This window comes from Klebsiella sp. CTHL.F3a (genome assembly GCF_019890895.1).
In the GTDB taxonomy this organism is placed as follows: Bacteria; Pseudomonadota; Gammaproteobacteria; order Enterobacterales; family Enterobacteriaceae; genus Klebsiella; species Klebsiella grimontii.
In genome coordinates this window covers 1,420,056-1,436,274 of sequence record NZ_CP082360.1, presented here as the reverse complement: position 1 = coordinate 1,436,274, position 16,219 = coordinate 1,420,056, and the positions used below count along the sequence as shown (strand labels likewise).

Annotated in this window: 7 protein-coding genes, 1 tRNA gene and 3 rRNA genes; 3 read left to right on the top strand and 8 right to left on the bottom strand. The window is 52.8% G+C overall.

Translation table 11 applies throughout. The annotated features are described in order from the left end of the window. Positions 1 to 21: 21 nt before the first annotated feature. From K7H21_RS06900 to K7H21_RS06890, 3 genes are all read left to right on the top strand, one after another. Entirely contained in the window at positions 22 to 2,700 is a 2,679-nt protein-coding gene (locus tag K7H21_RS06900; protein WP_004123724.1) for a bifunctional acetate--CoA ligase family protein/GNAT family N-acetyltransferase, read from the top strand. A 93-nt stretch (positions 2,701 to 2,793) separates the two neighbouring features. Next, positions 2,794 to 4,149 (top strand): CDP-diacylglycerol--serine O-phosphatidyltransferase, encoded by a 1,356-nt coding sequence (gene pssA, locus K7H21_RS06895; RefSeq protein WP_004123725.1) that lies wholly within the window; start codon positions 2,794 to 2,796, stop codon positions 4,147 to 4,149. Between the two features lie 52 nt (positions 4,150 to 4,201). Then, positions 4,202 to 4,516: a YfiM family lipoprotein gene (locus tag K7H21_RS06890; RefSeq protein ID WP_411209005.1), complete on the top strand. Its 315-nt coding sequence runs from the start codon at positions 4,202 to 4,204 to the stop codon at positions 4,514 to 4,516. 2 nt (positions 4,517 to 4,518) lie between these two features. On the opposite strand, the gene K7H21_RS06885 is transcribed toward K7H21_RS06890, so the two are convergent. The 8 genes from K7H21_RS06885 to rluD all read right to left on the bottom strand — a co-directional run bounded on the left by K7H21_RS06885 (position 4,519) and on the right by rluD (position 16,112). Continuing rightward, positions 4,519 to 5,817: an MFS transporter gene (locus K7H21_RS06885; protein WP_004123728.1), complete on the bottom strand. Its 1,299-nt coding sequence runs from the start codon at positions 5,815 to 5,817 to the stop codon at positions 4,519 to 4,521. A 318-nt stretch (positions 5,818 to 6,135) separates the two neighbouring features. Then, positions 6,136 to 6,251 (bottom strand): 5S ribosomal RNA (gene rrf, locus K7H21_RS06880). Positions 6,252 to 6,451: 200 nt separating this feature from the next. After that, positions 6,452 to 9,357: ribosomal RNA gene (locus tag K7H21_RS06875) — 23S ribosomal RNA — on the bottom strand. Between the two features lie 190 nt (positions 9,358 to 9,547). Then, a tRNA-Glu gene (locus K7H21_RS06870) sits at positions 9,548 to 9,622 on the bottom strand. A gap of 87 nt (positions 9,623 to 9,709) precedes the next feature. Further along, a 16S ribosomal RNA gene (locus K7H21_RS06865) occupies positions 9,710 to 11,249 on the bottom strand. The 16S, 23S and 5S rRNA genes sit together here with 1 tRNA gene alongside, the layout of an rRNA operon. A 453-nt stretch (positions 11,250 to 11,702) precedes the next feature. Next, positions 11,703 to 14,276 (bottom strand): ATP-dependent chaperone ClpB, encoded by a 2,574-nt coding sequence (gene clpB, locus K7H21_RS06860; protein WP_139529792.1) that lies wholly within the window; start codon positions 14,274 to 14,276, stop codon positions 11,703 to 11,705. A gap of 127 nt (positions 14,277 to 14,403) precedes the next feature. Beyond that, the gene (yfiH, locus tag K7H21_RS06855; RefSeq protein ID WP_004123735.1) at positions 14,404 to 15,135 is read right to left on the bottom strand and encodes a purine nucleoside phosphorylase YfiH; all 732 of its coding nucleotides are present in this window, start codon (positions 15,133 to 15,135) and stop codon (positions 14,404 to 14,406) included. Beyond that, positions 15,132 to 16,112, bottom strand: a complete 981-nt coding sequence (gene rluD, locus K7H21_RS06850; RefSeq protein ID WP_004123738.1) for a 23S rRNA pseudouridine(1911/1915/1917) synthase RluD — start codon at positions 16,110 to 16,112, stop codon at positions 15,132 to 15,134. Before rluD ends, yfiH begins: the two co-directional genes overlap by 4 nt. Between the last annotated feature and the right edge of the window lie 107 nt (positions 16,113 to 16,219).

Here is a 16,219-nt window from a genome sequence, read left to right as displayed (position 1 = left end):
TGGGGATCAAAGGAGACCGGTATGAGCCAACGAGGCCTGGAAGCATTGCTGCGGCCAAAGTCGATCGCCGTTATTGGCGCGTCAATGAAACCACAGCGCGCCGGTTATCTGATGATGCGCAACTTGCTGGCTGGCGGGTTTAACGGCCCCGTCCTCCCCGTTACGCCAGCGTGGAAAGCGGTTCAGGGCGTACTGGCCTGGCCTGACGTCGATAGCCTGCCCTTCACGCCCGATCTCGCCGTGCTTTGCACCAACGCCCGCAGAAACCTTGAGCTGCTGGAAGCGCTGGGGCAAAAAGGGTGCAAAACCTGCATCATCCTCTCTTCTATACCCGAACAGTATCCCGCTCTGCTGGAATGTGCCGCCCGCTATCAGATGCGGCTGCTCGGCCCAAATAGTCTGGGCCTGCTTGCGCCGTGGCAGGGTCTTAACGCCAGCTTTTCGCCGGTGCCTATTCATCGAGGTAAACTGGCGTTTATTTCGCAATCGGCGGCGGTCTCCAATACCATCCTGGACTGGGCTCAGCAGCGTGAAATGGGGTTTTCTTACTTTATTGCGCTGGGCGATAGCCTGGACATTGACGTTGATGACCTGCTTGACTTCCTCGCTCGCGACAGTAAAACCAGCGCTATTTTGCTCTATCTCGAACACCTCAGTGATGCCCGCCGCTTTGTCTCGGCGGCCCGTAGCGCATCGCGTAATAAGCCGATCCTGGTGATTAAAAGCGGACGCAGTCCGGCTGCGCAGAAGCTCCTGCACGTCAATTCCGGTATGGATCCGGCGTGGGATGCAGCTATTCAGCGCGCAGGCTTATTGCGGGTACAGGATACGCACGAGCTGTTCTCTGCGGTCGAAACCCTTAGCCACATGCGCCCGCTGCGCGGCGAGAAACTGATGATTATCAGCAACGGTGCCGCTCCGGCAGCACTGGCGCTGGATGAACTTTGGCTGCGTAACGGCAAACTCGCCGCGCTCAGCGAAGAGACCAGCAGCGCTCTCCGTCAGGCATTACCGGAAACCATCGATATCACCAACCCGCTGGATCTCCGCGATGACGCCAGCAGCGAACATTACCTCAAAGCGCTGAACGTACTGCTGGATAGCCATGACTACGATGCGCTGCTGGTGATCCATTCCCCCAGCGCTGCTGCGCCGGGGACAGAAAGCGCGCTGGCGCTGATTGACGCCCTGAAGCGCCATCCGCGCGGCAAATACGTTACGGTTCTCACCAACTGGTGCGGTGAGTTCTCTTCACAAGAAGCGCGGCGCCTGTTTAGCGATGCGGGGCTGCCGACCTATCGAACGCCTGAAGGAACCATTACCGCTTTTATGCACATGGTGGAGTACCGGCGTAACCAGAAACAGCTCAGGGAAACCCCGGTCCTGTCAGATTCGTTAACCACTAACACTGCCGAAGCGCACAGCCTGCTGCAACGCGCAATGAATGAAGGCGCAACGTCGCTGGATACCCATGAAGTGAGCCCTGTTCTGCGCGCTTACGGTATTCATACCCTGCCGACGTGGATTGCCGCCGATAGCGCCGAAGCTGTACATATTGCCGAGCAGATTGGCTACCCCGTCGCTCTGAAGCTGCGCTCGCCTGATATTCCGCATAAGTCAGAAGTTCAGGGGGTTATGCTTTATCTGCGTACGGCTACCGAGGTACAGCAGGCTGCGGACGCGATTATCGATCGCGTCAAAATGACCTGGCCTCAGGCGCGTATTCACGGACTGCTGGTGCAAAGCATGGCTAATCGCGCCGGGGCGCAGGAACTGCGGGTTGTCGTTGAGCACGATCCGGTTTTTGGGCCGCTGATCATGCTGGGAGAAGGCGGCGTCGAATGGCGGGCTGAGGATCAGGCCGCCGTCGCGCTCCCGCCGCTGAATATGAACCTTGCGCGCTACCTGGTTATCCAGGCCGTCAAAAGTAAAAAAGTGCGCGGCCGCAGCGCGTTGCGCCCTCTGGATATTCCCGGCCTGAGCCAGCTGTTGGTACAGGTATCGAATTTGATCGTCGACTGCCCGGAAATACAGCGCCTGGATATTCACCCTCTTCTGGCTTCCGGCCACGAGTTCACCGCGCTTGACGTAACATTAACGCTCGCCCCCTTCACCGGCGACAGCGAAAGCCGCCTCGCCATACGCCCTTATCCACAACAACAGGAGGAGTGGGTGGTGATGAAGAATGGCGAACGCTGCCTTTTCCGTCCCATACTCCCGGAAGATGAGCCGCAGCTGATGGCCTTTATCGCTCAGGTCACAAAGGAAGATCTCTACTATCGTTACTTCAGCGAAATCAACGAATTTACCCATGATGATTTAGCCAATATGACGCAGATCGACTACGATCGAGAAATGGCCTTTGTTGCTGTACGCACCACGGTCGAAGGGAATGAGATCCTCGGCGTGACGCGGGCGATCTCCGACCCTGATAATATCGATGCCGAGTTTGCCGTCCTGGTGCGCTCCGACCTGAAAGGTATGGGTTTAGGCCGCAAGCTTCTGGAAAAGCTGATTGCCTATACGCAAAACCACGGCCTGCAGCGGCTGAATGGCATTACCATGCCGAATAATAAAGGCATGATCGGCCTTGCCAGAAAGCTAGGATTCTCGGTTGATATTCAGCTTGAAGATGGGATTGTCAGTTTGTCTCTACAGCTTGTACATGAGCAATTACAAACGGCTGGCCGCAATTGTTGACTACTTTAACGGGCAGTAATGGTATTATTGCCCGCTTACGTCGTCTGCATGGTACAGAAGACCCTTCAATAAACAGAGAAGAAACGCACTGTGATGTTGTCAAAATTTAAACGCAATAAACATCAACAACACCTTGCCCAACTCCCTAAGCTTTCTCAGTCAGTTGATGATATCGAGTTCTTTTACGCGCCGGCAGATTTTCGGCAAGCGTTACTGGCCAGGATAGCTCAAGCCACCCAGCGTATTTGCATCATTGCGCTTTATCTGGAACAGGATGATGGCGGCAAAGGAATTTTGCAGGCGCTATACGACGCTAAGCGTCAGCGTCCAGAATTAGATGTGCAGGTGCTGGTCGACTGGCATCGCGCCCAGCGCGGACGTATTGGCGCCGCGGCGTCAAACACCAATGCCGACTGGTACTGCCGCATGGCTCAGGAAAACCCCGGTGTCGACATCCCGGTTTATGGCGTTCCGGTCAATACCCGGGAAGCGCTCGGCGTTCTCCATTTCAAAGGCTTTATCATTGATGACAGCGTGCTCTACAGCGGCGCCAGTCTGAATGACGTTTACCTGCATCAGCACGATAAATATCGTTATGACCGCTACCAGTGCATTCGCAACGGTAAAATGGCCGATGTGATGTTCGACTGGGTTGAGAATAACCTGGTGCAAGGGCGTGGAGTTAACCGCCTTGACAGGGCCGATCGGCCAAAAAGTCCGGAAATTAAAAATGACATCCGTCAGTATCGCCAGGAGCTCCGCGATAGCGGCTATCATTTTCTCGGCAATGCTGATGAAGAGCAGCTGTCGGTTACCCCTTTAGTTGGTCTGGGGAAGACCAGCCTGCTGAATAAAACCATTTTCCATCTGATGCCCTGCGCTGAGCACAAGCTGACTATCTGCACCCCTTATTTCAACCTGCCCGCTCTGCTGGTCCGTAATATCATTCAGCTGCTACGCAGCGGGAAGAAAGTTGAAATTATCGTTGGTGATAAAACCGCTAATGATTTCTATATTCCGGAAGATCAGCCGTTTAAAATTATCGGCGCGCTGCCCTACCTTTATGAAATCAATCTGCGGCGTTTTCTGAGCCGGCTGCAGTATTATGTCAACACCGATCAGCTAATTGTCCGTTTATGGAAGGATGACGATAACAGCTACCACCTGAAAGGCATGTGGGTTGATGACGAATGGATGCTGCTGACCGGCAATAACCTGAACCCGCGCGCATGGCGACTGGATTTGGAGAACGCGATTCTTATCCACGACCCGAAACATCAGCTTGGCGCAATGCGCGAAAAAGAGCTCAATCTCATCCGCAAACATACTACGATCGTTCAGCACTATCGCGATCTACAGAGTATTGCCGATTACCCGATAAAAGTACGCAAACTGATCAGGCGCCTGCGACGTATTCGAATCGATCGCCTTATCAGCCGTATTCTCTGAATTCCCGCCCCGCTCAGCGGGGCTTTTTTCTGGAATTAGTATGCGCATCATCATGCTTATCACCCCACTATTATTACTGACCGGCTGCAGCCATATGGCTAATGATGCATGGAGTGGCCAGGATAAAGCCCAACACTTCCTCGCTTCAGCCATGCTCTCTGCCGCAGGCAACGAATACGCCCAGCATCAGGGCTATAGCCGCGACCGTAGTGCCGCCATTGGCTTTATGTTTTCCGTGAGTTTAGGGGCATCGAAGGAGCTATGGGACAGCCGCCCGTCCGGGAGCGGCTGGAGCTGGAAGGACTTCGCATGGGATGTGGCAGGTGCCACTACCGGCTATGCGGTATGGCAGCTGGCACATCAGTAAGCCTACAAACGTAGACCCTTACCTTTACGATGTAGCGTTAGGGACACCAGGAATGCGATTGCTCCCATTACGGTCACGTACCAGTAAAAAGCGTGCTCAATTCCTGCCGATTTTAACGACAGCGCGACGTACTCAGCCGAGCCGCCAAATAGCGCATTCGCCACCGCATAAGATAGCCCAACCCCCAGGGCGCGTACCTGTGCCGGAAACATTTCAGCCTTCAGAATTCCGCTAATTGAGGTATAAAAGCTCACTATCAGCAGGGCACATATCACTAAAGCAAATGCCGCATACGGCGAACTCACGTTCTGTAATGCATTGAGAATTGGAACAGTAAAAACGGTAACAAGTACGCCAAAACAGAGCATTGAGGTCCGGCGGCCAATCTTATCCGAGAGCGCGCCAAAAAGTGGCTGAACCAGCATATAAACAAATAAAGCCGCGGTCATAATCATGCTGGCGGTACCCGCCGTCATGCCAGCGGTGTTGACCAGATATTTCTGCATATAGGTTGTAAAGGTATAAAAGCTTAATGAGCCGGCGGCCGTAAACCCCAACACCATAATGAATGCTTTGCGGTTACGCCATAATCCTTTAAACGATCCCGCTTCTTTTAATGCGCGAGTTTCCTGTTTTGAAGTTTCATCCAACTGCCGACGCAGCCACAGGGCAACGATGGCTAATACTGCGCCGAGAGCGAAGGGGATCCGCCATCCCCAGGCATGCAGCTCCTCATCGCTGAGGATCTGTTGTAACGCAACAACAACAAGTACAGCCAGAAGTTGGCCGCCAATCAGCGTGACGTACTGAAATGAGGCATAGAAACCTTTTTTACCTTCTACCGCAACTTCGCTCATATAGGTCGCGCTGGTACCGTATTCTCCGCCAACGGACAGACCCTGAAATAAACGAGCCAGCAATAGCAGAGCCGGAGCCCAAGTACCTATCGTTGCATAACCCGGCAGGCAGGCAATCACCAGTGAACCAAAACACATCATGCATACGGAGATAAGCATAGAGGTTTTACGTCCGCGGCGGTCAGCAATGCGCCCGAATATCCAGCCTCCGATCGGACGCATCAGAAAACCAGCAGCAAATACCCCAGCAGTTTGTAATAATTGAGTTGTGGTATTACCTGAAGGAAAGAAGATGTGCGCAAAGTAGAGTGAGCAAAATGAATAGACGTAGAAATCAAACCATTCAACTAAATTCCCTGACGATGCCCCTACGATTGCCCATATACGGCGCCGGGTATCACCGTGATCCTGGGATTCACGTTCGCTAATACTGCTTTCTGTCATTGTAATTCTGCTCCAGCAAAGACTGCAATCTGCTGTGTTGGATGGCCCAACTCACTCAGACAAATTAATTAGTGAACCAAATGTTATATAGTTGTTATCATTTTATATGTGATAAATATCACATTTTATTTCTTACTGTGGCTATTCAAGATTAACGCGAACGGACAGGCTGGGATGAAGTGAAATATGAGGGTAAGTCCATCTGAACAGGCTTTTATATTACAAGGAAGGAGGGGAATGCATGGCTGGACAGAACGATTTTGCTTATCTGAAACGCAAAAAGCCCATCCGTCAGGATGGGCTCTTCACGTGTTTGATGCCTGGCAGTTCCCTACTCTCACATGGGGAGACCCCACACTACCATCGGCGCTACGGCGTTTCACTTCTGAGTTCGGCATGGGGTCAGGTGGGACCACCGCGCTATCGCCGCCAGGCAAATTCTTTGTGCTCAGTACGCAATTCTTTATCGCATCTGCCGCGTTGCCCGCGCTCGTAAAGTCAGTCACATACCTCAGTATGCTCCTTCCTTTCCTTCGCTTGTCGCCTTGCTGCTGCGCAAATTATTGCGTACTCAACTCTGAATCAATGCTGAAATTGTTCTCTTCTCAATCCGCCAAAACATCTTCGGCGTTGTAAGGTTAAGCCTCACGGTTCATTAGTACCGGTTAGCTCAACGCATCGCTGCGCTTACACACCCGGCCTATCAACGTCGTCGTCTTCAACGTTCCTTCAGGACCCTTAAAGGGTCAGGGAGAACTCATCTCGGGGCAAGTTTCGTACTTAGATGCTTTCAGCACTTATCTCTTCCGCATTTAGCTACCGGGCAATGCCATTGGCATGACAACCCGAACACCAGTGATGCGTCCACTCCGGTCCTCTCGTACTAGGAGCAGCCCCCCTCAATTCTCCAGCGCCCACGGCAGATAGGGACCGAACTGTCTCACGACGTTCTAAACCCAGCTCGCGTACCACTTTAAATGGCGAACAGCCATACCCTTGGGACCTACTTCAGCCCCAGGATGTGATGAGCCGACATCGAGGTGCCAAACACCGCCGTCGATATGAACTCTTGGGCGGTATCAGCCTGTTATCCCCGGAGTACCTTTTATCCGTTGAGCGATGGCCCTTCCATTCAGAACCACCGGATCACTATGACCTGCTTTCGCACCTGCTCGCGCCGTCACGCTCGCAGTCAAGCCAGCTTATGCCATTGCACTAACCTCCTGATGTCCGACCAGGATTAGCTGACCTTCGTGCTCCTCCGTTACTCTTTAGGAGGAGACCGCCCCAGTCAAACTACCCACCAGACACTGTCCGCAACCCCGATTAGGGGCCCACGTTAGAACACCAGCCATTAAAGGGTGGTATTTCAAGGATGGCTCCACGCAGACTGGCGTCCACGCTTCAAAGCCTCCCACCTATCCTACACATCAAGGACCAGTGTTCAGTGTCAAGCTATAGTAAAGGTTCACGGGGTCTTTCCGTCTTGCCGCGGGTACACTGCATCTTCACAGCGAGTTCAATTTCACTGAGTCTCGGGTGGAGACAGCCTGGCCATCATTACGCCATTCGTGCAGGTCGGAACTTACCCGACAAGGAATTTCGCTACCTTAGGACCGTTATAGTTACGGCCGCCGTTTACCGGGGCTTCGATCAAGAGCTTCTCCTTACGGATAACCCCATCAATTAACCTTCCGGCACCGGGCAGGCGTCACACCGTATACGTCCACTTTCGTGTTTGCACAGTGCTGTGTTTTTAATAAACAGTTGCAGCCAGCTGGTATCTTCGACTGATTTCAGCTCCATGGGTAAACCACTTCACCTACATATCAGCGTGCCTTCTCCCGAAGTTACGGCACCATTTTGCCTAGTTCCTTCACCCGAGTTCTCTCAAGCGCCTTGGTATTCTCTACCTGACCACCTGTGTCGGTTTGGGGTACGATTTGATGTTACCTGATGCTTAGAGGCTTTTCCTGGAAGCAGGGCATTTGTCACTTCAGCACCGTAGTGCCTCGTCATCACGCCTCAGTGTTAAAGTGAACCGGATTTACCTGGAACACACACCTACACGCTTAAACCGGGACAACCGTCGCCCGGCCAACATAGCCTTCTCCGTCCCCCCTTCGCAGTAACACCAAGTACAGGAATATTAACCTGTTTCCCATCGACTACGCCTTTCGGCCTCGCCTTAGGGGTCGACTCACCCTGCCCCGATTAACGTTGGACAGGAACCCTTGGTCTTCCGGCGTGCGGGTTTTTCACCCGCATTATCGTTACTTATGTCAGCATTCGCACTTCTGATACCTCCAGCAACCTTCACAGGCCACCTTCAACGGCTTACAGAACGCTCCCCTACCCAACAACACATAGTGTCGCTGCCGCAGCTTCGGTGCATGGTTTAGCCCCGTTACATCTTCCGCGCAGGCCGACTCGACCAGTGAGCTATTACGCTTTCTTTAAATGATGGCTGCTTCTAAGCCAACATCCTGGCTGTCTGGGCCTTCCCACATCGTTTCCCACTTAACCATGACTTTGGGACCTTAGCTGGCGGTCTGGGTTGTTTCCCTCTTCACGACGGACGTTAGCACCCGCCGTGTGTCTCCCGTGATAACATTCTTCGGTATTCGTAGTTTGCATCGGGTTGGTAAGTCGGGATGACCCCCTAGCCGAAACAGTGCTCTACCCCCGAAGATGAATTCACGAGGCGCTACCTAAATAGCTTTCGGGGAGAACCAGCTATCTCCCGGTTTGATTGGCCTTTCACCCCCAGCCACAAGTCATCCGCTAATTTTTCAACATTAGTCGGTTCGGTCCTCCAGTTAGTGTTACCCAACCTTCAACCTGCCCATGGCTAGATCACCGGGTTTCGGGTCTATACCCTGCAACTTAACGCCCAGTTAAGACTCGGTTTCCCTGCGGCTCCCCTATACGGTTAACCTTGCTACAGAATATAAGTCGCTGACCCATTATACAAAAGGTACGCAGTCACCCAACAAGTGGGCTCCTACTGCTTGTACGTACACGGTTTCAGGTTCTTTTTCACTCCCCTCGCCGGGGTTCTTTTCGCCTTTCCCTCACGGTACTGGTTCACTATCGGTCAGTCAGGAGTATTTAGCCTTGGAGGATGGTCCCCCCATATTCAGACAGGATACCACGTGTCCCGCCCTACTCTTCGAGTTCACAGCCTGTGTGTTTTAGTGTACGGGAGTATCACCCTGTACCCTGCGACTTTCCAGACGCTTCCACTAACACACAAGCTGATTCAGACTCCGGGCTGCTCCCCGTTCGCTCGCCGCTACTGGGGGAATCTCGGTTGATTTCTTTTCCTCGGGGTACTTAGATGTTTCAGTTCCCCCGGTTCGCCTCGTTTGACTATGTATTCATCAAACGATAGTGCAACGAATTGCACTGGGTTTCCCCATTCGGACATCGCCGGCTGTAACGGTTCATATCACCTTACCGACGCTTTTCGCAGATTAGCACGTCCTTCATCGCCTCTGACTGCCAGGGCATCCACCGTGTACGCTTAGTCGCTTAACCTCACAACCCGAAGATGTTTCGTAAAACATCATCGTGTCGCGAAAATTTGAGAGACTCGAACACACATAACATGTGTGTCGTTTCAATTTTCAGCTTGATCCAGATTTTTAAAGAGCAAATATCTCAAACGTCACCCGAAGATGAGTTTTGAGATATCGGTTGGTTGTGCCTTTCACTCACAGCCAGCAAGTGGCGTCCCCTAGGGGATTCGAACCCCTGTTGCCGCCGTGAAAGGGCGGAGTCCTAACCGCTAGACGAAGGGGACACGAGGTGTCACGACTTCGCAGCCGTCTTGCTTCTTTACATCTATCAGACAATCTGTGTGAGCACTACAAAGGCAGGTTCTTTAAGGTAAGGAGGTGATCCAACCGCAGGTTCCCCTACGGTTACCTTGTTACGACTTCACCCCAGTCATGAATCACAAAGTGGTAAGCGCCCTCCCGAAGGTTAAGCTACCTACTTCTTTTGCAACCCACTCCCATGGTGTGACGGGCGGTGTGTACAAGGCCCGGGAACGTATTCACCGTGGCATTCTGATCCACGATTACTAGCGATTCCGACTTCATGGAGTCGAGTTGCAGACTCCAATCCGGACTACGACATACTTTATGAGGTCCGCTTGCTCTCGCGAGGTCGCTTCTCTTTGTATATGCCATTGTAGCACGTGTGTAGCCCTACTCGTAAGGGCCATGATGACTTGACGTCATCCCCACCTTCCTCCAGTTTATCACTGGCAGTCTCCTTTGAGTTCCCGGCCGGACCGCTGGCAACAAAGGATAAGGGTTGCGCTCGTTGCGGGACTTAACCCAACATTTCACAACACGAGCTGACGACAGCCATGCAGCACCTGTCTCAGAGTTCCCGAAGGCACCAAAGCATCTCTGCTAAGTTCTCTGGATGTCAAGAGTAGGTAAGGTTCTTCGCGTTGCATCGAATTAAACCACATGCTCCACCGCTTGTGCGGGCCCCCGTCAATTCATTTGAGTTTTAACCTTGCGGCCGTACTCCCCAGGCGGTCGACTTAACGCGTTAGCTCCGGAAGCCACTCCTCAAGGGAACAACCTCCAAGTCGACATCGTTTACAGCGTGGACTACCAGGGTATCTAATCCTGTTTGCTCCCCACGCTTTCGCACCTGAGCGTCAGTCTTTGTCCAGGGGGCCGCCTTCGCCACCGGTATTCCTCCAGATCTCTACGCATTTCACCGCTACACCTGGAATTCTACCCCCCTCTACAAGACTCCAGCCTGCCAGTTTCGAATGCAGTTCCCAGGTTGAGCCCGGGGATTTCACATCCGACTTGACAGACCGCCTGCGTGCGCTTTACGCCCAGTAATTCCGATTAACGCTTGCACCCTCCGTATTACCGCGGCTGCTGGCACGGAGTTAGCCGGTGCTTCTTCTGCGGGTAACGTCAATCGACAAGGTTATTAACCTTATCGCCTTCCTCCCCGCTGAAAGTACTTTACAACCCGAAGGCCTTCTTCATACACGCGGCATGGCTGCATCAGGCTTGCGCCCATTGTGCAATATTCCCCACTGCTGCCTCCCGTAGGAGTCTGGACCGTGTCTCAGTTCCAGTGTGGCTGGTCATCCTCTCAGACCAGCTAGGGATCGTCGCCTAGGTGAGCCGTTACCCCACCTACTAGCTAATCCCATCTGGGCACATCTGATGGCAAGAGGCCCGAAGGTCCCCCTCTTTGGTCTTGCGACGTTATGCGGTATTAGCTACCGTTTCCAGTAGTTATCCCCCTCCATCAGGCAGTTTCCCAGACATTACTCACCCGTCCGCCACTCGTCACCCGAGAGCAAGCTCTCTGTGCTACCGTTCGACTTGCATGTGTTAGGCCTGCCGCCAGCGTTCAATCTGAGCCATGATCAAACTCTTCAATTTAAGTTTGATGCTCGTGAATTAAACTTCGTAATGAATTACGTATGTTCACTCAGAGACTTGGTATTCATTTTTCGTCCGAGGACGTTAAGAATCCATGTCACTTTGAGTGCCCACACAGATTGTCTGATAAATTGTTAAAGAGCAGTGCAACGCGGCTTTCGCTCACCGTTGCGAGGTGGCGTATAATACGTTTTCCTCATTCAGAGTCAAGCGTTTAATTTCGCTTTCCTCTGCCGGCATTCATCGCTGAATCCCGCTGACCCGGCGGCTTGCGTGCCGTTGTTCCGTGTCAGTGGAGGCGCATTATAGGGAGTAATTCTGAAGTGGCAAGGGGAATTTTAAAAAAAAATCTCACCCGCTCAATTTTCAGCCAAAACATCGACTGAGATTAAATTATTGCCTGGTTTTTAAACAAAAACGAGCCGAGTTGGCCCGTTTTTGCTGTTTTGTGATTTACTGCACTGCCACTATCCGGTCATTTTTCACGACCAGCCGTACTTCTTTACCCGGAATCAGCTCACCGGAAAGAATCTGCTGTGCCAGCGGGTTTTCGATCTGCTGCTGGATAGCACGTTTTAGAGGACGTGCGCCATAAACCGGATCGTAGCCGTTTTCGCTAAGCAGCTTCAGCGCCTCATCAGAGAGGTGGACTTCGTAGCCGCGCTCCTCCAGTCGTTTATACAACCGCTGCAGCTGAATCTGCGCAATAGAAGCAATATGTTTTTCACCTAACGGGTGGAAGACAACCACTTCATCAATACGGTTGATAAATTCCGGGCGGAAGCTTTGACTAACCACGCCCAGCACCAGATCTTTCATGTGACTATAATCCAGCGCACCAAAACGTTCCTGAATGAGATCCGAACCGAGGTTGGAGGTCATGATGACCACCGTATTGCGGAAGTCGACCGTTCTCCCCTGCCCGTCAGTTAAACGTCCATCGTCCAGTACCTGCAGCAGAATGTTAAAGACATCCGGATGCGCTTTTTCCACTTCATCCAGCAGGATGACGGAATAAGGGCGACGGCGGACCGCCTCAGTGAGATAACCGCCTTCTTCATAACCGACATATCCCGGAGGTGCCCCAACCAGACGTGAAACGGAATGTTTCTCCATAAACTCTGACATGTCGATACGTACCATCGCATCGTCGCTATCAAACATAAAGTTAGCCAGCGCTTTACAGAGTTCTGTCTTACCTACCCCGGTAGGGCCAAGGAACAGGAACGAGCCAATCGGACGGTTAGGGTCGGATAACCCGGCACGACTACGGCGGATCGCGTTCGATACCGCTTCAACCGCTTCGTTCTGACCAATAACGCGGCTATGCAGCTCCTGCTCCATACGCAGCAGCTTCTCACGTTCGCCTTCGAGCATTCTCGCAACCGGAATCCCCGTCCAACGAGCCAGCACTTCCGCGATTTCCGCATCCGTGACTTTATTACGCAGCAGACGCATGGTCTTGCCTTCAGACTGCGTTGCCGCCGCCAGCTGCTTTTCCAGTTCAGGGATCTTACCGTACTGCAGCTCGGACATCCGCGCCAGATCGCCGACGCGACGCGCCTGCTCAATCGCGATTTTAGCCTGTTCCAGCTCGGCCTTAATCGTCTGGGTACCAGAGAGCGACGCTTTTTCAGCCTTCCACTCTTCTTCTAAGACTGAATATTGACGTTCTTTATCCGCCAGTTCCTCATTCAGCATATCCAACCGCTTAATGCTGGCTTCGTCAGACTCTTTCTTCAACGCCTGCTGTTCCAGCTTGAGTTGAATGATGCGTCGATCGAGTCTGTCCAGCTCTTCCGGTTTTGAGTCAATCTGCATGCGGATGCTGGACGCAGCTTCATCGATCAAGTCGATAGCTTTATCCGGCAGCTGTCGGTCGGCGATATAACGGTGAGACAGCGTAGCCGCCGCTACAATCGCCGGGTCAGTGATCTGCACGTGGTGGTGCAGTTCATAACGCTCTTTCAGACCACGCAAAATCGCAATGGTATCTTCAACTGTCGGTTCCGCAACGAACACTTTCTGGAAACGACGCTCCAGCGCGGCGTCTTTCTCAATGTACTGACGATACTCATCCAGTGTCGTGGCGCCCACGCAGTGCAGCTCACCACGCGCCAGCGCCGGTTTCAGCATATTCCCGGCGTCCATGGCACCGTCTGCTTTACCTGCGCCCACCATCGTGTGCAGCTCATCGATAAAGAGGATGACATTGCCTTCCTGCTTGGCGAGATCGTTTAGCACGCCTTTTAAACGTTCTTCAAACTCACCACGATACTTGGCACCCGCCACCAGCGCGCCCATATCAAGCGCCAGGACTCGACGCCCCTTCAACCCTTCCGGTACTTCACCGTTGACGATCCGCTGCGCCAGCCCTTCAACAATGGCCGTTTTACCTACGCCGGGTTCACCAATCAGCACCGGGTTATTTTTGGTACGACGCTGCAGAACCTGAATCGTTCGACGAATTTCTTCATCACGGCCAATTACCGGGTCAAGCTTGCCCTGCTCGGCACGTTCGGTCAGATCGACGGTAAATTTTTTCAAAGCCTGACGTTGGTCCTCGGCTCCCTGATCGTTCACGCTTTCACCTCCGCGCATTTGTTCAATCGCCTGACTCACGTTAACGGTTGTGGCTCCGGCGGATTTTAAAAGGTCGGTCAGCGTGCCGCGTGATTCAAGCGCAGCCAGAACGAACAGTTCTGACGAAATAAAGTTGTCCTTTCTCTTTTGCGCCAGCTTGTCGCAAAGGTTAAGGATACGCACTAAATCCTGAGAAGGTTGAACATCGCCACCGGTACCTTCCACCTGCGGCAATCGGCTCAACGCCTGTTCAATATTGGTGCGTAACTCTCCGGCGTTGATGCCAGCCGAAGTTAATAAAGGACGTACCGATCCCCCTTCCTGATTCAGCAAGGCGCTCATTAGATGAAGAGGTTCGATGAATTGGTTGTCGTGCCCAAGCGCAAGAGACTGGGCATCGGCAAGAGCAAGCTGGAATTTATTGGTAAGACGATCCAGACGCATAACTCCTCCCATAACAGGTCAAATTTGCTACTGGAGATTAAATGAGGTCATCCCTCAATTATTCAAGGTTAAAGACCTGAACTATGCAAAAATAAGTTTGCCTTCTGGATCGTCTTAGTTCGGCAGGTTATATCAGCCAGATGAAACTTGCCATACGACCCGTCGTCTTGTCGCGACGATAAGAGAAAAAATCATCTTTTTCGCTGAGGGTACAGCGGTCTCCGCCAAAAATCTGCTCAACGCCAACGCTCGACAGACGCTGACGGGCAAGCTGATAGATATCAGCAAAATACTTCTCACCCGCAGGGCGAAATGCGCGCTCCGCCTGGGTATCTTTTGCCATAAAGGCCTCACGCACCTCCGGGCCAACCTCAAACGCGTCCGGCCCGATAGCGGGGCCAAGCCAGGCCATGATATTTTCCGGACTATCGGCAAAACAGGCAACGGTTTCTTCCAGCACGCCTTCGCAAAGACCTCGCCAGCCGGCATGAGCCGCCGCAACCTCCGTACCCGCGCGGTTACAAAAAAGCACCGGCAGGCAATCAGCGGTCATCACCGCGCATACCGTACCCGGCACATTACAGTATGACGCATCCGCACGCTTTGACTCGTACGGCCCGCCGTCGAGTTTTAACACTGCCGTACCGTGAACCTGTTCCAGCCACACCGGGTATGACGGCAGACCGCCGGCGGCAAACATGCGCCGACGGTTCTCTTCTACGTGCTGCAGATTGTCTCCGCAATGAGCGCCGAGGTTAAGTGAATCGTATGGCGATAAACTTACCCCGCCAACGCGCGTGGAACTACAGGCAGCAACGCCTTCCGGCATCGGCCATTGCGGTACAATCACTTTAGTCATAACCAGTCGATATCGTCTTTATGAGTTTCAAAATCAGCGCGCATGGCATCGATCAAATCAACCATATCCTGCGGAATTGGCGCATGCCATTCCATCTCAATACCGCTGATCGGATGGTATAAGCGCAGCATCGTGGCATGAAGAGCCTGGCGGTCGAACTTACGCAGAGCAGTGATGAACTCTTCCGACGCACCTTTAGGCGGACGTGGGCGCCCTCCATAAACCTGATCGCCCACCAGCGGATGGGTGATGTGCGCCATGTGCACGCGAATCTGGTGCGTACGACCGGTCTCGAGGCGCAAACGCAAACGAGTATGAATGCGAAAATGCTCCATGATCCGATAGTGCGTCACCGCCGGTTTCCCCATGGGATGTACCGCCATATGCGTACGCTTGGTCGGGTGACGGCTAATCGGTTCTTCAACCGTTCCGCCAGCCGTCATATGACCAATCGCTACCGCTTCATATTCACGGGTAATTTCACGCAGCTGCAGGGATTCCACCAGTCGGGTTTGCGCCGGGATAGTCTTTGCTACCACCATTAAACCAGTGGTGTCTTTATCAAGACGGTGCACGATCCCCGCCCGCGGCACGTCAGCAATGGCGGGATAGTAGTGCAACAGCGCATTCAGCACAGTACCGTCAGGGTTGCCCGCGCCGGGGTGCACAACTAAATCGCGCGGTTTATTAATTACGAGGATGTCATCATCTTCATAAACGATATTGAGCGGAATATCCTGCGGTTGGAAACGGACTTCTTCTTCGATTTCAACATCGATAGCAATCGTCTCTCCCCCCAGCACTTTTTCTTTCGGCTTGTCGCTGACGCAGCCGTTTACCAGCACTCTCTGGTCAAGGATCCATTCTTTTATGCGCGAACGCGAATAATCCGGGAACAATTCGGCCAAAGCCTGATCTAAGCGTTGTCCGAGTTGATTTTCGGACACCGTTGCGTTGAGTTGTACTCGTTGTGCCATATACAGCTTCTTCGTTTTAACGTTGGGTTTTACGGCTTTGCCGTTTAATATAGTGTGCTATTGTAGCTGGTCTTAATCGGGAGCAGGAACAGAGATTCTCCCGCATA

Excerpts from the sequence above, each read along its gene's own strand:
- K7H21_RS06900 (WP_004123724.1), top strand. The coding sequence starts at position 22 with ATGAGCCAACGAGGCCTGGAAGCATTGCTGCGGCCAAAGTCGATCGCC.
- pssA (WP_004123725.1), top strand. The coding sequence starts at position 2,794 with ATGTTGTCAAAATTTAAACGCAATAAACATCAACAACACCTTGCCCAA.
- K7H21_RS06890 (WP_411209005.1), top strand. The coding sequence starts at position 4,202 with ATGCTTATCACCCCACTATTATTACTGACCGGCTGCAGCCATATGGCT.
- K7H21_RS06885 (WP_004123728.1), bottom strand. The coding sequence starts at position 5,817 with ATGACAGAAAGCAGTATTAGCGAACGTGAATCCCAGGATCACGGTGAT.
- clpB (WP_139529792.1), bottom strand. The coding sequence starts at position 14,276 with ATGCGTCTGGATCGTCTTACCAATAAATTCCAGCTTGCTCTTGCCGAT.
- yfiH (WP_004123735.1), bottom strand. The coding sequence starts at position 15,135 with ATGACTAAAGTGATTGTACCGCAATGGCCGATGCCGGAAGGCGTTGCT.
- rluD (WP_004123738.1), bottom strand. The coding sequence starts at position 16,112 with ATGGCACAACGAGTACAACTCAACGCAACGGTGTCCGAAAATCAACTC.